This is a genomic window from Streptomyces sp. NRRL F-5755 (assembly GCF_001279365.1).
Taxonomy (GTDB): domain Bacteria; phylum Actinomycetota; class Actinomycetes; order Streptomycetales; family Streptomycetaceae; genus Streptomyces; species Streptomyces rimosus.
The window spans coordinates 1-20019 of record NZ_LGCW01000308.1 but is presented as its reverse complement, the minus strand read 5'-3'; the positions used below and the strand labels follow the sequence as shown (position 1 = coordinate 20019).

The window sequence follows — 20019 nt, the reverse complement described above, 5'->3', positions numbered from 1 at the left end:
TCGCGGGGCTCCCCGAATGGCAGCTCCCTGATCACAGGAAGAAAGGATTCCATCACCGGGCCGCCTTGGAGGAGTACGCCGACGTCAACAGGCGGGTACTTCACTCGGACGAGTTATCCGCAGCGCAGCTGACGCCGAGACTGATAGTTGCTCGTACGACAAGTAGGACAAGCATTTCATCTGATGGTGCGACCGTGAAAGGCGACGGATATTCATCCCCCGCCGTCTCCTGCGAAAAGAATCCGGCGGAAAACGCCGGCGGCGGCGCCCCGCGGAAGACTCCCACGGGCGCGCCGCCGTCCGTTGCGCCGGCCGTCTCGCTACCCGGCCGCCCCGGCACCCGCCGCGCACGCCGGGTGGCCCCAGCCGTCGGAGTTCTTCGAGATCGGCTCGCCCTTCCCGTACGCCTGCCCGCAGCGGCACTGCCCGGGGAAGCGCGCCTTGATGGTCGCCCGCGACGCCGGCCGGCCCTTGCCCTGGCGCGCCGCCGGGACCCGGCCGGCGCGCGACGGCCGCGCCGCCCCGCCGGAGGAGGCGGCGGGCGGCTCCGGCTCCGGCAGCGCGGAGCCCAGGGCGCTGCCAATGGCCTGCTGGGTACGGGCGGTCTCGCTGGCCGCCCCGTCCGCCGCCGCGTTCAGCGGGTCGCCGTCGACCTGGTGCGCCGGTACGTACACGAAGTCCACCGACCGCCCGGCGAGCAGCTCGTCGATCGCGACGATCAGATCCCGGTTGGCCACCGGCTTGCCCGCCGCGGTCTTCCACCCCTTCTTGCGCCACCCCGGCAGCCAGGTGGTGACCGCCTTCATCGCGTACTGCGAGTCCATCCGCACCTGGAGCGGCACGGCGGGATCGGTGGCCGCCAACAGCTCCCGCAGCGCGGTCAGTTCCGCCACGTTGTTGGTCGCGGTGCCCAGCGGACCGGCCTCCCAGCGCTCCACGGCGCCCGTGGCCCCCGCGATGACCCATGCCCAGGCCGCGGGCCCGGGGTTTCCTTTCGACGCCCCGTCGCAGGCGGCGGTGATCAGTTCTGCCATCCCTCGATACTGCCAGTACCGCGGACCGTTCCCGACCAGGGCCCCGGCGGTCGCACGCGGCCCGCCGGGGCCCTGCCGCGTCAGCAGGTGGGGCGCTGGGTGTGGGCCGGGTCGAGCGCGTTCAGGGCGAGGCGGGTCGCCGTCCGGTCGTAGGTGATGTTGAGGTGGGTGATGGGGCTGATCAGGCAGTGGCTCTGGACCGTCTCGTTGGTGACGTTGCGGGCCGGGGCCAGGAACGCCGAGGAGTAGGGGGTCACGACCTCGTCGTACCAGGTGGTGATGACGGTGTAGTCGACGGCCGGATCGGTCTCGCCGCCGGCGTTCAGCTCTTTGATGAAGCGCGAGCCTACGACCTGCTGCTCGCAGGCGGGGCAGAGAGCGCCGGTCACGACATCGGCGCCGGGGATCAGCCGGGCCAGCAGGCCGAGGCCGAGGAGCGAGGTGCCGTGGTTGGTCGGGACGAAGGCGACGAGCCTGCCGACCTTCGCGGCCCCGCCCAGGTTCTTGATGTAGTACCGCGGCATCATGCCGCCCTGCGAGTACCCGACGAGGTCGACCTTGTCCGCGCCGGTCGCCGCCCGCACCCGGTCGACGAACGTATCGAGCTGCCCGGCCGACTTCGCGATGTCGCCGGTGGCGAGAACGGGGCCCCGGGTGCCTCCGTAGTTGAGGGCGAAGACGCAGTAGCCGGCGTCCTTGAGCGTGGGGGAGAGGGCGGCCCAGTTGGCGTACCGGTTCTCGAACGTGCCGTGCACGAGGACGACCGGACGGGGATGGGCCCGGCCCGGCTTGCACGACCAGTCGTTCGCGCCGATGGGCAGGGCGGTCGGCTTGGCGACCGAGTAGAGGAAGGCGGACAGGAAGTCGCCCTGCCGCGGCCCGACGGGGTCGGCGGCGGTGGCGGAGGTGGTCGCGTGCGGTGCGGAGGCCGCCGGTGCGGCGGTGGTCCGGGCGGGCGCGGTCTGGGCGCTCGCCGCCGTGGTCGTGCCGGTCAGCACCAGGCCGGCCGTCACCAGCAGGCCGGTCAGCGCGGCCAGCGGCCGGCGGCGTCTCGTGCGCATGGTCCCGTTGCTGCGCATCACGTGTACTCCTCTTGCCGTGGTTCGGTACGGACACAAGAAGGACGGACGTGACACGCCGGACCGGCACCCCCGAGTACCGGGGCCGGGAAGCTACCGGCGCGTAACGTCGGGACCACGCTCGCGCCGCAAGGGCCGTTACGCCAGGGAAAAGGGCCCGATGGCGAGAAATATGTCACGTAGGTGACATCTTCGGGGGCTGCCGGGTCAGGCGCCGGAGCTTCCGGTGGGATCACGGGAGGTGGGCGGCGGGCCGTCGCGGCGTGTACGGGGCTGGACCGCCGGGGCTGGAACGGGGCACGATCCCGGCCCGGGGGCTCGAACGCCCCGTTGTCCACGGCCCGGAGGAGGCCCGCGATGCAGAACCCGCCTGGCGAGACGTTCGCGCGCGGCCCCTGGCACGAACTCCCGACGTCGTTCGGCTCGTTGCTGCGCCCCCGGATCGACGCCATCGCCTCCGACATGGTCGAGGCCATCCGCGACGAGGTGCCCGCCTACCGGCGCCCGCTCGACTCCTCCATGGGGCGCGACCTGGTCGACTCGGTGTGCCGCGCGATGCGCCAGTTCGCGGAGCTGACGGAGGCCCCGGAGAGCACCCAGGACCACCACGTGCGGCACTTCCGCCATCTGGGGCGCGTGGAATTCCTCAACGGGCGCACCACGGACGGCCTCCAGGCCGCCTTCCGTGTCGGCGCGCGGGTCGGCAGCCGCCGCTACGCGGAGATCGCCCGTACGGCTTCGCTGCCCACCGAGATCGTCCTGCCGCTGCACGAAGCGGTGCTGACCCACATCAACGCGCTGTCCAACGAGGCGGTCAGGGGGTTCGTCGCCGCCCAGGCCCGCGCGGAGGGCGAGGTGCAGCGCAGCCGGCGCGTCCTGGCGCAGGCGCTGCTGGAGCAGCCGCGCGGCACGCCCCGCGAACCGCTCGAAGCGCTCGCCGCGCGGGCCCGCTGGCCGCTGCCCCGCAGGGTCGCCTGCCTCGTCGTACGGGACGCGGCGGGCAGCCGGTTCACCGTGCCGGGGCTGGGCGGGGAGGTCCTGGCGCTGTCGCGCGGAGCGGACCTCGTGGTGGTTCTTCCGGAGCCGGGGGACGGCGGCCCGGCCGGCATCGAGGACGTACGGAGCGCGGTCCGCGGCCGCACCGCGGCGCTCGGCCCGGCCGTCGCGCCGCGCGACGCCTGGGTGTCGCTGGTGTGCGTCCGGCTGGCGCTGAACCACCACCGGGACACGGGCGCGCCGGACGGCGGCCTCCTGATCGTCGGCGACCGGCTGGCCGACGTGCATCTGCTGGGCGGCGCGCACATCGGGCGCCTGCTGGCGGACCGCGCGCTCGGCGCGCTCGACGGACTGCCTGCGGGCCGCGCGGCGCGGCTGGCGGAGACACTCGACGCCCTGCTCATGTCCTGGGGCCGCAGCGCGCCCGAGGTCGCCCAGGCCCTGGGCATCCATCCCCAGACGGCCCGCAAACGCCTGCGCCAGTTGGACGCCCTCTTCGACGGCCGCCTCGCCGATCCGGACTTCCGCTTCGCGGCGCTGCTGGCGTTACGGACGCGGGCGCTGGGGAGGTGAGCAAGCGGTCAGACGCTCACTCCGGCTTCAGGGGGTCGTGGCCGATGTCCATCAGACCGTGGCGCCAGTCCGCACCGCCGGCCGTGACGTCCGTACCGGCCGGGCGCTGGGTACCGATGATCTCGACGACGCGTCGCATGGCCGCCGCGTCGTCGTCGGTGAGGTCGGTACGGCGCTTGCCGAGGATCTCCAGGACCTGCCGCCCGAGGGGCCGCCCGGCCCGGTCGGGAACCTCCTCGCTGTTCTCGCCCGCGGCCTCGACGCTCAGCCATTCCTGCAGCTCGCGTGAGGTCATGTTGACGGCCCGGTGGAACTCGTCCCACAGTTCGTCGCCGACCTGCGCTGTCATGGACGCCTCCTGGAGTTCGTTCTGAAGGGAGATCGTTTCGAACGTACGCAGACTGGGTGTCCAGCGGCCCGCCCGGACAAACCCGGCGATCGGCCGTTCCGGTACGCCGACCGCGTGCCGGGGCGGTGCCGTACGCCGTACCCGCCACCGGCGGCCTCACGCACCACCCGCACCGCCGGCCCCGCGCAGTCCGGTCAGCACCGGCCGGTGATCGCTGCCGAGGTGGTCCGCCAGGACGGTTGCTCCGGTGGCCGTCAGACCGCGCAGCAGGACGTGGTCGATGCGTACGAGCGGGAACGCCGCGGGCCAGGTGAAGCCGGGGCCGCGCCCGGCCTCCCGCTGGGCGGCGGCCAGCTGCCGGGCCAGCGGTGCCAGGCCCCGGTCGCGCAGGCTGCCGTTGAGATCGCCGAGCACCACCACACGGGCCGCCCGGTCCTCGCGCACCCGGCCGGCCAGCTCGCCCGCGCTCCGGTCGCGCGCGTCCACGGTGAAGCCCGCATCCGCCCGTACCCGTACGGACGGCAGGCGTACGGCGTACACGGCGGTGTCGCCGCCCGGGGTGGCGACGAGCGCCCGTACGGCGTGCGGCCAGGCGCCGCCCAGGTCCAGGCTCGCCGTCTCGCGCACCGGGTAACGGGACCACAGGCCGAGGGTGTTGGCCGTCACATGGTGCGGGTAGACCGCGCCCAGCGCCCGTTCGTACGCGGACATGGCCGACGCGGGCACCTTCTCCAGCGCCACCACGTCGGCCCCCGTGCCGATCACCTGCCGGGCGACCTCGGCGGGCGCGGTGCGGTCGCCGCCGACGTTGAACGTCAGGACGTGGAAGTCGGCCCGCGCGCCGTCCCCGCCCGGGAGATAGCCGGGCAGGAACACACAGGCCCACACCACCCCCGGCACCAGCGCGGCGGCCACCCCCACCACGGAGCGGCGCATCGCCGCCCAGCCCAGCAGGACCGGCACGACCGCACCGAACCAGGGCAGCGCGGTCTCGGCCAGACTCCCGAGGTGCCCCGGCGTGTTGGGCAGCACCCCGGGGAAGGCCAGCAGTACGGCGAGGAGCAGGGCGGGGACGGCGATACGGAGTCCGGGGCGCCGCGCGCCACGGGCGGCAGCGCCCCGGGCGGACGTTCTCACCGCGTCCGGCCCCTTACCGTACGGCGGGACAGGCAGTGCCATCCCGCGACGGCGAAGCCCACCGCCGTACAGCCGGCCCCGAGCAGCCCCGCGCAGATCAGCGGGGTGGCGGCCGGCGGGGACAGCGCGACGGCGGCGACCACCAGCGCCGGCAGCACGGCCACGGCGAGGAGGGCGCGGAGGGCCCCGGCGGTGCCCGTGACGGACTCCGGCGGGCTCGGGGCGGCCGGACCCGGCATGGTCCGGTGCGGCTTCACGGATATCCGGTGCGGTATCTGGTGCGGCTTCACGGTGATCCTCCTCGGGAGTACCGGTGGGTGCGGTCGGGGCCCGCAGCGCCGGGCCCCGCGCTCAGGCGGCGTGGCGGCGGTGCTCGGCGGGGAGCAGCAGCACACGGTCGTCGGCGTCGTACTCGTACAGCTCGGCGTAGCGGCCCCAGGTGACCGCGGTGGCCAGCTGCCGGTGCGCGGCGCGCTCGGAGGCGTTGCCGCACAGCCGCCCGATCAGGTACGGCTCGCGCAGCCGGCCGCTGTCGGAGGCCAGCAGGAGCGTGCGGATGGTGGCGATCAGCGGGACGTTGGCGAGCGCGGCGGCCGCGAACAGGTGCTTGCGCGGCAGGATGTCGGCGCGGGCGAAGCCGCGGCCGGTGACCGTCAGGTGCAGCCGGTTGTCCGCGACCCTGGCGTAGCCGAGCAGCTGCGCCGCCTCGACCACCGGCATCAGATCGTCCACCTCGTACGCCAGCGCGTCGGCCAGCGCCGCCAGCTCCACGGCCCCGCCCCGGGTGTCCAGGACCTCCAGCAGGCCGGTGAGCGCTTCCACGGTGGCGGCCGGCAGCGGCTCGGCGGCCCGCAGCGGGTCCTGGCCGGGACCGGCCGCGGGCGCGGTGCGCTGCCCGGTCAGCGCTTCGTACGCGTCCTCGACCAGCGCCTGGAAGCCGTCGTCGCGGCGGTCGCGGGGCTGCGGGAGGGCGACCCGCAGGTCGGCCTTGATCCGCCCGGGACGGGTGTCGAGCACCAGGATGCGGTCGGCGAGCTGGACCGCCTCCTCGATGGAATGGGTGACCAGCAGGACGGTGCGGGTGGGGGAGTCGGGGTGGGCGAGCAGTTCCAGCAGCTCGTTGCGGAGGGTCTGCGCGGTCAGCACGTCCAGGGCGGAGAACGGCTCGTCCATCAGGAGCACGTCCGGCTCGACGACCAGGGCGCGGGCGAAGCCCACCCGCTGCCGCATACCGCCGGACAGCTCCTTGGGGTAGGCGTTCTCGAAGCCGTCCAGGCCGACCATGTCGATGGCGCGCAGCGCCCGGCCCCGCCGCTCGACGGCGTGCACGCCGCGGGCCTGGAGGCCGAGTTCGACGTTCTGCTGCACCGTCAGCCACGGCATGAGGGCGAAGGTCTGGAAGAGCATCGCGGTGCCGCGATGGGGGCCGGTGACCGGCTTGCCCCGGTAGTGCACGGTGCCGCCGGAGGGCGCCAGCAGCCCGGCGACGTGGCGCAGCAGCGTCGACTTGCCCGATCCGGACTTGCCGAGCAGTGCCACGACCTGGCCCTCGTACAGGTCGAACGTCACGTCGTCGAGGACCGGCAGGACGCCGCCGGAGGGCCCGGGGAAGTCCTTGCGGAGGCCGCGGACGCTGATGACAGGGGTGGTGTTCATGGGATGACTCCGAGAGGTACGGCGGTCCGGGCGCGCGGCGGTCCGAAGGCCCGGGCCGGGGAGTGAAGGGGGAAGGGCCGTTACAGGGCGCAGCGCTTCATCGCGAAGCGGTACAGCCGCCGCCAGAACAGCCGGTTGATGACGACGACGTAGACGCTCATCAGGACGGCCCCGAGGAAGTTGCGCGCGAAGTCGCCGTCGGCGGTGGCCTGCTGGATGTACGCGCCGATGCCGACCGCGGTCAGCGTGGTGCTGCCGTAGGTGACGATCTCGGCCTGGATCGAGGCGTTCCAGGCGCCGCCCGAGGCGGTCAGCGCGCCGGTGACGTACGAGGGGAAGACCGCCGGCAGGATCAGCTTCGTCCAGCGCAGCCGGCCGCGCAGCCCCAGGTCGGCGGCGGCCTCGCGCAGGTCGCCGGGGATGGCGCTGGCTCCCGCGATGACGTTGAACAGCACGTACCACTGGGCGCCGAGCGCCATCAGCACCACGCAGCCCCAGTTCAGCGAGATGCCGGAGGCGCCCAGCACGATGACGACGAGCGGGAAGACGAAGTTCGACGGGAAGGATGCCAGCACCTGCACGATCGGCTGGGCGATCCGGTTGACCCTCGGGTGCATCCCGATCCACACGCCGACGGGCACCCACACCACGGTGGAGAAGGCGACCAGCAGCAGCACCCGGCCGTAGGTGATCAGCGCGAGCAGCGCGTCATGGCCGATCTCGGGAAGCGGCACACGGGCCAGGACGTAGGAGACCGCCTGCCAGCCGATCGCCGCGACGGCCAGCGCGTACAGCACGGAGAAGACCAGGTCGCCCCGCTTGCGCCGGGCCTCGTCGCCGGCCGCACCGAGCCGCCCGCCGCCGGTGCCCAGCACCCGCATCGCGCGGTCCAGCCGTTCACCGGCCGGGCGCAGGGCGCGCCCCAGACGGCCGGGCAGCGTGGAGCGGCGCAGCAGCTCCAGGACCTGGCTGCGCGGCTGCTCGGCGATCTCGCAGTCCTCGGTACGGAACCGCTCGGCCCACGCCGTCACCGGCCGCCAGAACAGGAAGTTGACCGACACCACCATCGCGATCATGACGACGATGGCCAGGGCGACCCGGGCGCCCTCCCCGTCGGCGAGCGCCTGGGCCACGTACGAGCCCATGCCCGGCAGGGCGTTGTCCCGGTTGTTGACGGTGATCGTCTCGGAGGCGCTGAGCGCGAACCAGGCGGCACCGAAGCTGATCATGCCGTTCCAGACCTGGGCGATCATGCCGCTGGGCACGTCCAGCTTCCAGAACCGCTGCCAGCGGGTCAGCCCCATCAGCCGGGCCGCCTCGTCCAGCTCCCTGGGCTGGGTGGTCAGCGACTGGTAGAAGGCCAGCGCCATGTTCCACACCAGCGCGGTGAAGACGGCGAAGACCGACGCGCATTCCAGGCCCAGCGTGGAGTGCGGGAACAGCGCGACGAATCCGGTGACGGTGATGCTCAGAAAAGTCAGCACCGGCACGGACTGCAGGATGTCGACCGCCGGGACGATCACCTTGGCCGCCCGCCGGGACCGGGCCGCCCACGTCCCGAACACGAACGTGAAGAGCACCGCGGGCACCAGCCCCGCGAACATCCGCAGCACGGAACGCGCCGCGTAGTACGGCAGGTGCCGCGGATCTGTGGAGACGGCCGGCGGATTCCCGGGGTCGAAAGGACGGTCGGCCGTGGCGCCGACCCGTACGACGAGATACAGAAGCGCGAGAACGCCGCAGAGGACCAGAAGGTCCACGGGGCGCAGGCGGGCAGCGCGCAGCGCGCCGCCGGCCGGAAACCGGAGGAATTTCATGGCAGTACCCGTAAGAATTCATGCGGGCCGTGCGGCCCGGTCAGCTGGGGCGGCGTGGACAACTGGGAGGTTCGCCGTAGAGCACAACGACCACCTCCTTGAATTCTTCGGCACGTCGGCGCGACGGCCTCCTGAGGGCGGCGCCGAAAAGAATGATGGCACGCAATGTGTGGGATGGTCAAAAGGTATCGGTAATTCCGGAGAACCTGAAAGCGCCTTCAGAATTGCCGGGGATCGGCCGGTCCGCGGGAGCGGAATTCGCATTTTCTGAAGGCGGCTTCAGGAATCGGTCGCACGGGCTCCGCTCCGGCCGGCCGGGCCCCGGGGTGTCCGCGCGTTCCGGGGGGATGGGACAATGGCGGTGATGATTAAGGAAGACCACCGCAGCGAGAACCAGACCGACCCGGCCGCGCCCGAGGGCGACGAGGCCGGCGCCGTGCGGCAGCAGGCCCGGCTGACCCTGGCCGGCCAGGCCCGCGACGCCGAAGAGCTGAAGATGCTCCTGGAGATGCTGGGCCTGCACCCCTCCCAGGAGGGCGAGAGCTGAGCCCCTGCGCGGGCGGGCCCGGACGTATGCCCGGGCCCGCCCGCGTACGGGTTCACCTGTGTACCGCGTCGCACGCGTACCGCTTCGGCGCGCGGATCAGCGCCCCTGGAGCGCCTTGACGTTGTTGCCGAACGACCACGCCTTCGAGCCGTCCCAGTTGACCGACCACGTCATCAGGCCCTTCAGCCCGCCGCGGTAGGTGTTCCACGCCTGGCCGACCAGGCCCGGTGACATATAGCCGCCGCCCGCGCCCGGCTGCGCCGGCAGGCCCGGGACCTGCTTGTCGTAGGGGACCTTGATGGTCGTGCCCTGGATCACCAGGCCCTTGTTCAGGCAGTCCGTCTGCGCGGTGAAGCCCTGGACGGTGCCGGCGGAGTACGCGTCGCCGGAGCAGCCGTACATGCTCCCGTTGTAGTACTGCATGTTGAGCCACCACAGGCGTCCGTTGTCCGCGTACTTCTTCACGATCGGCAGGTAGGCGCCCCAGATCGAGCCGTAGGTGACGCTGCCCCCGGTGACGTATGCCGTCTCCGGCGCCATGGTCAGGCCGAAGTTCGACGGCATCCGGGCGAGCACGCCGTCGATGATGCGGATCAGGTTGGCCTGCGAGGCGGACAAGGTGTTGATGGTGCCGCTGCCGGTGAGCCCGGTCTCGATGTCGATGTCGATGCCGTCGAAGTTGTACCGCTTCAGGATCGGCACCACCGTCTCCACGAACCGGTCGGCGACCTTGCTGGAGCTGAGGTCGATGCCCGCGGCGGCGCCGCCGATGGACATCAGGATCGTCTGTCCCGCGGCCTTGGCCTCGCACATCTCGGCCGGCGTCGCGACCTTCACGGTCGCGTCCATGCCGTCCTCCCACAGGACCGTGCCGTCGGAGCGGATCACGGGGAAGGCGGCGTTGAGGACGTTGTAGCCGTGCTGGGCGATCCGGGGATCAGTGATCTTGGTCCAGCCGAACGGCGGGTGGACGCCGTTGGCGGCGCCGTCCCAGTTCTCCCAGTACCCCTGGAGCACCTTGCCCGCGGGTCTGGATTTGACCGGACAGGTGGTGTCCCGGGGTGCGGCGTGCGGGGCCGCGGCGGCCGGCAGCTGGGCGGCGCAGACCATCGCCAGGCCGATTCCGAGCAGACGAAGCGCCCGACCGAACATGATGTGCTCCTTTCCGGCCGTGGCCGGCGGTGACTGAGGGGGGAACCGATGGAGCGTGGGTGGGGGCGGTGCCGAGCGGGGGCGTACGGGGGCGGCGGCGTGCGGGCAGTGGCCGGAACCCGCGCGTCGCGCTGCCCGAACCGTAGGGTGGCCCGCAGGGGCCGTCAATAGGTCTGGACCAACTCCGTACGGAGCGGAGCGCGCCGCCCGTACGTCACGGCCGGGGCAGCGCCGCTTCCCCGCCGCCACCGGCCAACGAGCCCTCGTCGCCGGACCATTGCCGGGAAGCCGGCAGATCACGGGCCCGCCGCAGCGGCGAACAGAGCAGCGAGCGGAATCCCCGCCGTGGTGATCCACAGGGCCGCCCGCAGACCGAGCGCGGACCCGAGCGCGCCGCCGAGCAGGGAGCCGAGCGGGTCGTGCCGTAACCGAGGAAGGCCGAACCGGCGGTGACCCGGCCGAGGAGCCGCGGCGGGCAGTACCGCTGCTGGAACCCCGCCTTGAGTACGTTCCCGGCCACCACGCCCGCCGCGACACAGCAGCCGCCGGCCAGGAAGAACACCACCCCGGCGCCGTCCGTGGTCAGCGGGATGAGCAGCGCGAACAGGGCGAGACCGAACTCGAACAGGAGCGTCGCGCGGGCCGTCCCCACCCGCGCCGCGACGCGGCGGGCGACGAACGCGCCGGCCACGCCGCCCGCCCCGGTCGCGGCGGCCAGAGCGCCGACCACGCCGGGCGCCAGGCCGACCTCCCGGACGAGGAAGACCACCTGGATCGACTGATACCCCATCAGGGCCAGGTTGGAGGCGGCGCCGAACAGCGTGAGCGTACGCAGCCAGGGATCACCGGCGATCAGCCGCAGCCCCTCGCCGACCTCACCGGCCAGCCCGCCGGGCCGCCGCTCCGCCCGGCCGGGCCGGGGCTCGCGGTACCGGATGCCCGTCAGGCACAGCAACGACACGAGGAACGTCGCGGCGTTGGCGAACATCCCGTTCACCGCCCCCGCCGCCTGCGCGATCAGCCCGCCGGAGCCGAGCCCGGCGAGCTGCGCCGCGGACGCGCTGCCGTGCAGCTTGGCGTTGCCCTCGGCCTGGTCGTCGGGCGCCAGGATGCTCGGCAGGTAGGCGGTGTACGCGGTCTGGAAGAACACCGTCGCCGTACCCGTCAGCAGGGCGACGGCCAGCAGCAGCCCCGTACCGAGCAGGCCGCACCACGCCGCCACCGGCACGGCCGCGAACAGGACGCAGGAGACGGCAGCGGACGCCAGCATCACCGGCCGGCGCCGCAGCCGGTCCACCCAGGCACCCACCGGCAGGCCGATGACCAGCCACGGCAGCCAGGCCGCCGCGCTCAACAGCCCCACCTCGAACGGGCCTGCCCGCGTGCAGCGTGGACACGGCGATCAACGGCATCGCCACCCCGGTGACCGACGCACCGAACTTGCCGGCGGTCTCACCGCACCACAGCAGCCGGAAGTCCCGGTGGCGCCGCAGCAGACCACCGCTTCTCCGGGCGCTCACCCCGCGCCGCGCTCTTTGCGCGGAAAGGACTGGAGTTGGACGACGACGGGGAGCGCGCCCGGTGCCGGATCGGCGTCCGGGGGAGGGGTGTGCCGGGCGACGACCTCGGCCAACTCGGCGTTCAAAGCGGCAAGTTGCTCGGGCGAGAGTCGAAGATTGTGCCAGTCCGCGAGAGTTCCGGCGCGCCGCCAGGTGTCGTCCCAGTCGCCGTTCACATAGTCCGTGACGCGGTGGAAGTACAGCTGTACCAGTTCGTGCAGGTACACCGAGAGCGGTCCCCGGCTGTCGGGATCGTCCCGGAAGTCGGCCGTGTACAGGTCGTTGTCGGCCGCGACCCGCCGCCACCAGCGCTCGCGCCTGGTGCCGCGCCCGGTCTCCTCCTCGATGAAGCCGTGTTCGGCGAGGTGGCGCAGATGCCAGCTGACGGTGCCGGTGTTCTCGCCGAGGCGGGCGGCGAGATGGGTGGCGGTGGCCGGACCGTCGAGGGTGAGCAACTCGAAGATGCGCATCCGCAGGGGATGGGCCAGGCCGCGCAGGCTGCGGGCGTCGAGGCGGCGGGAGGGGGCGGAGGAAGTGGGGTTGGTTTCAGGCGGGTTGGGCGTGGTGGTGGGGTCGGGGTGATGGGGCATGGTGGGCAGGGTAGGGGTGCAGAGGTCTCTCTGCATAGGGTTCTCTGCATAGATGCCTCTGCATCATTGGCTGGCCTGCGCGCCTCTCGGTGACGCCGTGACGCGGTGACGCGGTGACGCCGTAACGCCGTCAACGGCCGTGCTTGCGTACGGAGCGCGTCGCGACGTCGCGTGTGACCGGGATTTCGCCGCTGTAAATGTCGTTTATCGCGAGGTGAAGGCCGGAATGGCCTGTTGCCGTGCCACCCGGGTGCGCGAGTAGGGTCGGGGGGCTGCGTGATCACCGAGGGCTGTACCCGGTCCTCCGGCCCTTGTGAGGGCACATGTGTACGCGGCCTTCCCGGCCCCACCCGGGAGGGGCGCGTGGCATGCGCGCGTACGGGAAGCGTCCGTACGCGCCGGGCACCGGGATGCGGCTCCGGCGTCTCACGGGCAGTACAGCGGGCCCCCGGGCCCGTGTCCCCCACATACAAAGAGTCGCGCGTGCGCGGCCGCAGACCAGGAGCATCAGTGCAGGGCATCCCCCACATAGCCAGCACACCGCACGACGGGCGATGGTCGTCCGTACCCCCTGCCCGCAGGGAGCCGTACCCGGCGCCGCACACGGGGCGGGACATGACACAGCGCATGCCATACCAGGGCGCGGCGCCTCATGTGGCCCCCGCGGCACGGCCTCCCGAAGCCGCCGCTCCCCGGCATCCCGTCTTCATCTCCCGGTCGGGCTGGCGCAGGCGGACGCTGCACGGCGTGGCGGTGGCCGTGGGCTGCTCCTGCCTCGGGTATCTGGTGTTCGTCGGCATGCTGATCAGCGGACTCCGGCAGCCCGTCGGCACGCACCCGCCGAGTATGAACGGACCGGCGCCGTCCGGTCCGGGTACCGGCGCGTCGCAGTACGGCCGCGGCGCACCCGCCCGGGCCGAGGCACACCGGCCGTCGGCCGGGGACCGAGCGGGCCGCGACGACCGCCGCCGCCCGCCGGCCGGCAGATCCGCCCCGTCGGTCGGAGGCCCGAAGCAGTGAGCCGGCACGCCGCCGCTGTCCGGCGGCCGCCGCGCGGACACTGGCTCGTGCTCCTGCTGGTCCTCCTGGTGGTCGCCGTCGCCCTGGTCTTCGAGGGCTGGACGACCCACCAGGTCGACGCCGCGCGCACCAAGCCGCCGTGCACCCGGCCGATCCCGCGGGAGGCGGACGACGGGAAGCCGCTGCTGCGGTTCGGCCCGAAGGGGGTCGCCACCGCGGCCATGCCGCCCGGGACCGTCGCCCTCACTTTCGACGGCGAGCCCGACCCGGTGTGGACGCCGCGTCTGCTCGACCTGCTGCGCAGGCATCATGCGCGGGCGACCTTCTTCCTCTACGGGAAGGACGCGGCCCGGCGCCCGGAGCTGGTGCGGCAGATCCTGCGCGACGGGCACGAGATCGGCTCGTACACCTACAGCGGCGGCGACCTCGGTGTCGCCTCACCGCTGCGCGCGCGGCTGGAACTGCCGCTCACCCAGGCCGCTTTCGCGGGCGCGGCCGGCATCAACACCACCCTGCTGAGGCTGCCGCACACCACGGCCGCAGACACGCTCTGCGGCCCCGAGTGGCCGGCCGCGAAGCACGCGGCGGCGCAGGGGTACCTGGTGGTCGCCTCGGATCGCAAGGACCGCAAGCCGTGGCGGGGGGTGGTGACGCAGCACAGCCACACCGACCTCGGCTACCACGAGGCCAAGGATCTGCTGGAGGACCGCGGCGCGAAACGGTTCACCACCATCAGCGGCGGACTCGGCCGCGCCTCCTTCCACGAAGAGGTCCCGGTCACCGAGGAGATCAAGGGTGAGGGCCTGATCTGGTCGCAGCGGCTCGGGCACGCCTTCCTCACCGTGATGGTGTGGACGCTGACCCTCACGGGTGCGCTCGGCGTCCTGCGGATGCTCCTGTTCGCGGTGTTCGCCCGGCTCCATGTCCGCAGGCTGCACCGGTACCGGCCCGGCGCGCCACGGCTGCGCGCGGTGCAGGACCCGGTGACGGTCCTGGTGCCGGCGTACAACGAGGAGGCCGGCATCGCCTCCACCGTGTACTCGCTCCTCGCCTCCACCCACCCGCACCTGCAGATCATCGTGATCGACGACGGCTCGACCGACTCCACCGCCGACATCGCCGAGGGCATCGACGATCCGCGGGTGACGGTGATCCGCCAGCCCAACGGCGGCAAGCCCAGCGCCCTCAACACCGGCTTGGCGTACGCCCGGCACGACATCGTCGTCATGGTCGACGCGGACACCATCTTCGAACCCGCGGCGCTGGCCCGGCTGATCCAGCCGCTCGCCCACCCGGCGGTCGGCGCGGTCAGCGGCAACACCAAGGTCGGCAACCGGCGCCGCCTGATGGGCAAATGGCAACACCTGGAGTACGTCCTCGGCTTCAACCTCGACCGGCGGATGTTCGAGGTCCTGGAGTGCATGCCGACGGTTCCGGGGGCGATCGGCGCCTTCCGCAGGGACGCGCTGATGGGCATCGGCGGTGTCAGCGACGAGACCCTGGCCGAGGACACCGACCTCACCATGGCGCTCTGGCGGGCCGGCTGGCGCGTCGTCTACGAGGAGTCGGCGGTCGCCTGGACCGAAGTGCCCAGCACCGTACGGCAACTGTGGCGCCAGCGTTACCGCTGGTGCTACGGCACCCTCCAGTCGATGTGGAAGCACCGTCACACGGTCAAGGAGGTCGGCCCCGCCGGACGCTTCGGCCGTCGTGTGATGCTCTACGTCACGCTGTTCCAGATCGTGCTGCCGCTGTGCGCACCGGTCGTGGACCTGTTCGCCCTCTTCGGGGCGCTGTTCCGCGACCCCGGGGAGGCCGCCCTCGTCTGGTTCGGCTTCCTCGCCGTCCAGCTGGTCACCGCCGCGTACGCGCTGCGGCTCGACCGGGAACGGCTGCGCGTGCTGTGGGTGCTGCCGCTCCAGCAGTTCGTCTACCGGCAGTTGATGTACCTGGTGGTCATCCACTCCGTGATCACGGCACTGCTCGGCACCCGCCTGAAGTGGCACACCATGAAGCGCACCGGAACCGCCGACCCGTATCTGCTCGAAGCGCCGCCCGCGGAGACGTCCGGAGCGCCGTTGCAGGACCTGCCCCCGCGGCGAAGCCTGTCGGCGCAGTGAGGGGACGACGGAACGGACGGGAGGGGAACCGGCGCGCGGCCGCGCCGGTCCGACCTGGGACATGACCGAGGGAGCTGACCATGACAGACCCGCTTGACCAGCGGGCCGGACACAAGTCGGCGGGCGGTTGGGGCCCGTACGCCGAGCCGGAGCTGTACGCCGATCCACATCTGTACGTTGAATCGGGAACGCCCGCCGGCCAGGGCCCGTACGCGGCCCCGGAACGCGCCGCCGCGCGTGAGCGGTTCGCCGAACGCCCCAGTTCGCGCTACGGTCCCCGGCGCGCCCACGCCCGGCAGCCGAAGAAGCGCAGGAGGCTGCGGCGGGCGGTGCTCGTCCTGCTGGCCGTTGCGGTCGTCGCGGCGGGCGGCACGTACGGCTGGGCCGAGACCCGGCTCCAACGTGACGTCGACCTCGGCACGTACGGAGACCGGCCGCCGCCCGGCGAGGGGACCAACTACCTCATCGTGGGCTCGGACAGCCGTGACGGGCTCTCTGAGGACGACGTGAAGGACCTGCACGCCGGCGGGGGCGGCGGCCGGCGCACCGACTCCATGATGCTGCTGCACTCCGGGACCCGGGGAACCAGCATGATCAGCCTGCCGCGCGACTCCTGGATCACCGTGCCCGGCCGCCTCGACACGACGACGGGCAAGACCAAGCGGCCCGAGAGGGACAAGCTGAACGCCGCCTTCTCCTACGGCGGGCCCGAACTGCTCGTACACACCGTCGAGAAGAACACCGGGCTGCGCATCGACCACTACGCGGAGATCGGCTTCGCCGGGTTCGTGAACATCGTCGACGCCATCGGCGGCGTCCGGATGTGCCTGGACCGGGACATCAAGGACGAGAAGTCGGGCGCCGACCTGCGCAAGGGCTGTCACACCCTGACCGGCAGACAGGCGCTCGCCTTCGTCCGCCAGCGGCACCAGGAGAGGGAGGGCGACCTGGGCCGGTCGAAAAACCAGCAGAAGTTCCTGTCAACCCTCGCCCACCAGGCCGCCCAGCCCGACACCCTCTTCGACCCGACGCAGATCGGTCCAGCCATGCAGGCCGGGCTCGACACACTCATCGTCGACAAGGACATGAGCCTGCGAGATCTCAGCCAGATCTTCCTCGCCGTACAGAGCGTCGCAGGCGGACACGGCAAACAGGTCAACGTGCCCCTGTCCGGCATCGGTGTCCCCACACCCAAGGGCAACGTACTGAAGTGGGACGCCAGGGGGTCGGCCCGGCTCTTCGACGATCTGCGGTACGACCGGCCGGTGAGGGAGACGGGGAAGATGTCCCGGCACCGGGGCGGCGGCTGGTGAGAGGTGCGGGATCCCCGTCAGCTGGTTCTGGCGGGGATCCTGCGTTCGGGGAAATGGGGGCGCATCAAGGATCGGGCCTTCGCGGCGGCAGCCGCACGGGCCTGGCCGTCGCCGTGGCCGGCGGCACGGTCACTGACCTGGCTGGTTTTGCCGGTAGCCCGGCATCCAGGACGCCGTGCACCGGGCGGGGCTTCCCACCCGTCTGGAGCCCGCTGTCCCCTTCGAACAGGTGCGGGCCGTGATTCGGGTCGGCCCTCCTACGCCTTCAGCTCCCGCCGTGGCGCCGATGCCGCCATGCTCGTGCTCATGCCGGCCCGGGCCACCGCGCAGGCGGCGTTCGACGACGTACTGCGGTCCGGCCGCCGGTAGCGCACCGTTGTCCTTGCAGACGAGAGGCGGGCCGTGGTGCGGGAGACGAGTGTGGATGTGGCGGTGGTGGGCAACGGGGTGCTCGGGCTGGCGGTGGCGGTGGAGACGGCCCGGCGCGCTCCGGGGCTGCGGATCGCGGTCTTCGGCCCACCCGGGCGGGACGGGGCGGCCACCGCCGCTGCCGGGGCGATGCTGAACTGCTTCGGCGAGGTCACCCGGTACACCGGATGGCATCCGGCGGCGCAGGCGAAGTTCGCGCTCGCCCGTCAGGCACTGGACCGGTGGCCCAGGTGGCTGGAGCAGCTCGCCGACGATGCCGGGCCGCCCACGGGCGAGACCGCGCTGTGCTCCTATGTCCCGGGCACTTTCGTTGTGCTGGGCGCCGGGGCCGGGGCGATCGCCGCCGACAACTTCACGGCTCTGTGCCGGGCCGTCGAGGAGCACGGGGAGCCGCACGATGTCATCGACCCTGTTGACGTCCCCGGCCTGGACCCTGCACCGCAGGCCCGTCCGCTGCGGGCGGTGCACCTGCACCGGGAGGGCTGCGTCGACGCGCGCGCCGTGCTGGCCGCCTTGGAGGCGGCTGCCCGTCGGCGCCGAGTACGGATGGTGCCGGACGCCGTGTCCGAGGTGCTGGTCACCGCGGACACGGTACGAGGGGTCCGGCTGGCCGACGGCAGCACGCTCGGCGCCGGCGCGGTCGTCCTGGCCGCCGGCAGCCGCAGCAGCGAGCTGACCACCGATGTGCTGCCGCCCGGGGCGGTGCCCCCGCTGCTGCACGGCGCCGGATCCGCCCTGCTGACCCGGCGCACCCGGCCCGGCGGCGCCCGCCAGGTGATCCGCACCCCCAACCGGGCCGCCGGCTGCGGCCTGCACCTGCTGCCCCTGCCGGGGACGGAGCGCCAGTACCTGGGCGCCACCAACTTCATCACCTGCCGGCGTCCGGACGGCCCGGTGGTCGGCGCCGCGGAGATCCTCATCCGCAGCGCGCGCCAGGAGATCGACCAGGCCCTGGCCAGCAGCCGGCTCACCGCATGGATGTGGGGCGCACGCCCCATCACGCTGGACGGCTTCCCGCTCATCGGGTCCTGCCCGGTGGCGGGCCTGCACTTCGCCACCGGCACCTACCGCGACGGCTTCCACTGCGCCCCGGTCATCGCCCGCCACCTGGCCGCCCGGCTCCTCGGCCCCGGCCCGGCGGACGCGGACCTGGCGTGGTTCACTCCGCACCGGGCCCCCATCGAGACCATGACGGTGGAGCAGTCGCTCACCGAAACCGCCAACCACGCCGCCGAGACCGCCCGGGAACACGGCTTGCGCCTGCCGTTCTTCCTCGACGACGAACCGGTGGCCACCTATGTACGCGACCGCGCCCACCGGCTCTTCGACCGGCTGGGCCACCCCGTCGCCCTGCCCCCGGAAATCCTCCTGCTCGCCTTCATCCTCGCCGCCCGCGGCAACGATCACCCCGCCCGATGGCTGGCCGGCCATCTGCACGCCGCCCGCACCCACCACGCGCCCGCCCCCGGCGCCTGACCAGCCGCATCGCCTCACCGTCACGTCCCGGCCGTCGTGCCGCGATCCGGCTGTGGCGGATCGGCCGGGAGGCGGAGCGCACCAGCGCGGATTGCCGACCGCCCCCCGGCCTGCGCCGATTGTTCACCCGAACGGCCCTGAGGCCAACCGGGGGACGAAAAGTCATACCGCGCCCAGGGACGTGCATGGCCTGACGCTTCCTTGGCAAGCCGGCTGAGGTCCCCGGTGTCGGGTCAAGTGATCGCGGTTACGGCTCGCTGTGCGTCGAGCTGGTCGAGGCGGGGCGACGGGTAACGGCCTGCGCGGTGTTGAGGAGACGGCGTAGGCGGTGGCCGTCCGGTGCGATGGCGGTGACGAGGGTGGCGGGTCCGGCGAGCGGGGCGAGGAGCGCGTGGCCGTCGTCCGGTGTGAGGTCAAAGAGGCGGGCATCGGGGGGCGCGGTCTCGTAAGCCGGGTCGACAGTGAGGATTTGGCCGGTGGCTCGGTAGTCGGCCAGGACGGCGGGGCCGTCCCAGCCGGGTGTGCCTGGCCCGTAGGTGGCTTCCTGGTCGAGCAGTGTGCGTCCGCCACGTCGGACGGTGAGCCGCGTGCTCACCTGGCCGGAGGGTTCGCCGGTGCGTCCGAGGAGTTGTTCTTCGCGCAGGACGAGGCGTGCGGTGGGGGCGAGGTCGATGGTCCAGGTTTGCCGTAGGTTGCTGCCGGCCGCGCAGATCAGGGGCTTGGGGGTCCAGCGGAGTTCCGCGTGTTCGGCGACGGTCAGGTGGATGTCGTAGGTGGCGTGTTCCGCGGTGGCGCCTCGGAGGGCGAGGGTCGCGGCGGCGGTGGTGATGTGCAACCTGGCGCCCGGCTGGGCGGTGGCTTCGATACGCAGCCGGTCGCCGCCGAGGGGCGCACACATGGCGCCGATGACGCACACGCGCGCTTCGGGTCCACGGGAGCGTAGGCGTCGCAGCTCGAAGGGGCCGTCACCGTCGAGGACGGGCAGGACGGTGGTGCCGCCCCTGGAGGCTGCGGAGATGCGGGCGGTTGCGTGGACGCCGCCGGAAGTCGCTGTGGAAACGGGCGAGGTGGTCAGGGTCATGCGGGGCCTGTGGTCCAGTCGGTGAGGCGGGTGCGGATCCAGTCCGCGATGGGCCGGACGCCGTCGTGGGCTTTGAGGGAGGTGAAGGTGA

General features: G+C 72.7%; 15 protein-coding genes and 1 pseudogene. 5 read left to right on the top strand and 11 right to left on the bottom strand.

Annotation, left to right across the window (positions count from 1 at the left end):
• Positions 1–320: 320 nt before the first annotated feature.
• The gene (locus tag ADK86_RS36020; RefSeq protein WP_053700415.1) at positions 321–1034 is read right to left on the bottom strand and encodes a ribonuclease H family protein; all 714 of its coding nucleotides are present in this window, start codon (positions 1032–1034) and stop codon (positions 321–323) included.
• Between the two features lie 80 nt (positions 1035–1114).
• Positions 1115–2113 carry an esterase/lipase family protein gene (locus tag ADK86_RS36015; protein WP_053700414.1) on the bottom strand — a complete coding sequence of 333 codons (999 nt, stop codon included), beginning with the start codon at positions 2111–2113 and terminating at the stop codon, positions 1115–1117.
• 357 nt (positions 2114–2470) lie between these two features.
• On the opposite strand from ADK86_RS36015, the gene ADK86_RS36010 reads away from it, so the two are divergent.
• Positions 2471–3682 (top strand): helix-turn-helix domain-containing protein, encoded by a 1212-nt coding sequence (locus ADK86_RS36010; protein WP_053700413.1) that lies wholly within the window; start codon positions 2471–2473, stop codon positions 3680–3682.
• Between the two features lie 16 nt (positions 3683–3698).
• Here ADK86_RS36010 and ADK86_RS36005 read toward each other — a convergent pair whose 3' ends face one another.
• From ADK86_RS36005 to ADK86_RS35985, 5 genes are all read right to left on the bottom strand, one after another.
• On the bottom strand, positions 3699–4031 hold the full coding sequence (locus tag ADK86_RS36005; RefSeq protein WP_053700412.1) for a DUF3140 domain-containing protein: 333 nt from the start codon (positions 4029–4031) through the stop codon (positions 3699–3701).
• A gap of 156 nt (positions 4032–4187) precedes the next feature.
• The gene (locus ADK86_RS36000; protein ID WP_053700411.1) at positions 4188–5168 is read right to left on the bottom strand and encodes an endonuclease/exonuclease/phosphatase family protein; all 981 of its coding nucleotides are present in this window, start codon (positions 5166–5168) and stop codon (positions 4188–4190) included.
• The gene (locus ADK86_RS35995; protein ID WP_053700410.1) at positions 5165–5458 is read right to left on the bottom strand and encodes a hypothetical protein; all 294 of its coding nucleotides are present in this window, start codon (positions 5456–5458) and stop codon (positions 5165–5167) included. Before ADK86_RS35995 ends, ADK86_RS36000 begins: the two co-directional genes overlap by 4 nt.
• 61 nt (positions 5459–5519) lie before the next feature.
• The gene (locus tag ADK86_RS35990; RefSeq protein ID WP_053700409.1) at positions 5520–6824 is read right to left on the bottom strand and encodes a nitrate/sulfonate/bicarbonate ABC transporter ATP-binding protein; all 1305 of its coding nucleotides are present in this window, start codon (positions 6822–6824) and stop codon (positions 5520–5522) included.
• Positions 6825–6904: 80 nt separating this feature from the next.
• Entirely contained in the window at positions 6905–8641 is a 1737-nt protein-coding gene (locus ADK86_RS35985; protein ID WP_053700408.1) for an ABC transporter permease, read from the bottom strand.
• A gap of 364 nt (positions 8642–9005) precedes the next feature.
• On the opposite strand from ADK86_RS35985, the gene ADK86_RS35980 reads away from it, so the two are divergent.
• Positions 9006–9188 (top strand): hypothetical protein, encoded by a 183-nt coding sequence (locus ADK86_RS35980; protein WP_158712146.1) that lies wholly within the window; start codon positions 9006–9008, stop codon positions 9186–9188.
• A 96-nt stretch (positions 9189–9284) separates the two neighbouring features.
• Here the strand turns inward: ADK86_RS35980 and ADK86_RS35975 are convergent, their stop codons facing one another.
• The 3 genes and pseudogenes from ADK86_RS35975 to ADK86_RS35965 all read right to left on the bottom strand — a co-directional run bounded on the left by ADK86_RS35975 (position 9285) and on the right by ADK86_RS35965 (position 12489).
• On the bottom strand, positions 9285–10340 hold the full coding sequence (locus ADK86_RS35975) for a chitinase (protein ID WP_053700407.1): 1056 nt from the start codon (positions 10338–10340) through the stop codon (positions 9285–9287).
• A gap of 214 nt (positions 10341–10554) precedes the next feature.
• A pseudogene (locus ADK86_RS35970) lies at positions 10555–11860 on the bottom strand (MFS transporter).
• Positions 11857–12489 (bottom strand): ArsR/SmtB family transcription factor, encoded by a 633-nt coding sequence (locus ADK86_RS35965; RefSeq protein WP_078952496.1) that lies wholly within the window; start codon positions 12487–12489, stop codon positions 11857–11859. Before ADK86_RS35965 ends, ADK86_RS35970 begins: the two are co-directional and overlap by 4 nt.
• Positions 12490–13505: 1016 nt before the next feature.
• On the opposite strand from ADK86_RS35965, the gene ADK86_RS35955 reads away from it, so the two are divergent.
• The 3 genes from ADK86_RS35955 to ADK86_RS35945 all read left to right on the top strand — a co-directional run bounded on the left by ADK86_RS35955 (position 13506) and on the right by ADK86_RS35945 (position 18847).
• Complete coding sequence (locus ADK86_RS35955; RefSeq protein ID WP_053700405.1) at positions 13506–15629, top strand: bifunctional polysaccharide deacetylase/glycosyltransferase family 2 protein; 2124 nt, start codon at positions 13506–13508, stop codon at positions 15627–15629.
• Positions 15630–15709: 80 nt separating this feature from the next.
• On the top strand, positions 15710–16942 hold the full coding sequence (locus tag ADK86_RS35950; RefSeq protein WP_053700404.1) for an LCP family protein: 1233 nt from the start codon (positions 15710–15712) through the stop codon (positions 16940–16942).
• 405 nt (positions 16943–17347) lie between these two features.
• Positions 17348–18847 carry an NAD(P)/FAD-dependent oxidoreductase gene (locus ADK86_RS35945; protein ID WP_159394042.1) on the top strand — a complete coding sequence of 500 codons (1500 nt, stop codon included), beginning with the start codon at positions 17348–17350 and terminating at the stop codon, positions 18845–18847.
• Positions 18848–19094: 247 nt separating this feature from the next.
• On the opposite strand, the gene ADK86_RS35940 is transcribed toward ADK86_RS35945, so the two are convergent.
• Positions 19095–19928 (bottom strand): urease accessory protein UreD, encoded by an 834-nt coding sequence (locus ADK86_RS35940; protein ID WP_053700402.1) that lies wholly within the window; start codon positions 19926–19928, stop codon positions 19095–19097.
• Positions 19929–20019: the final 91 nt, after the last annotated feature.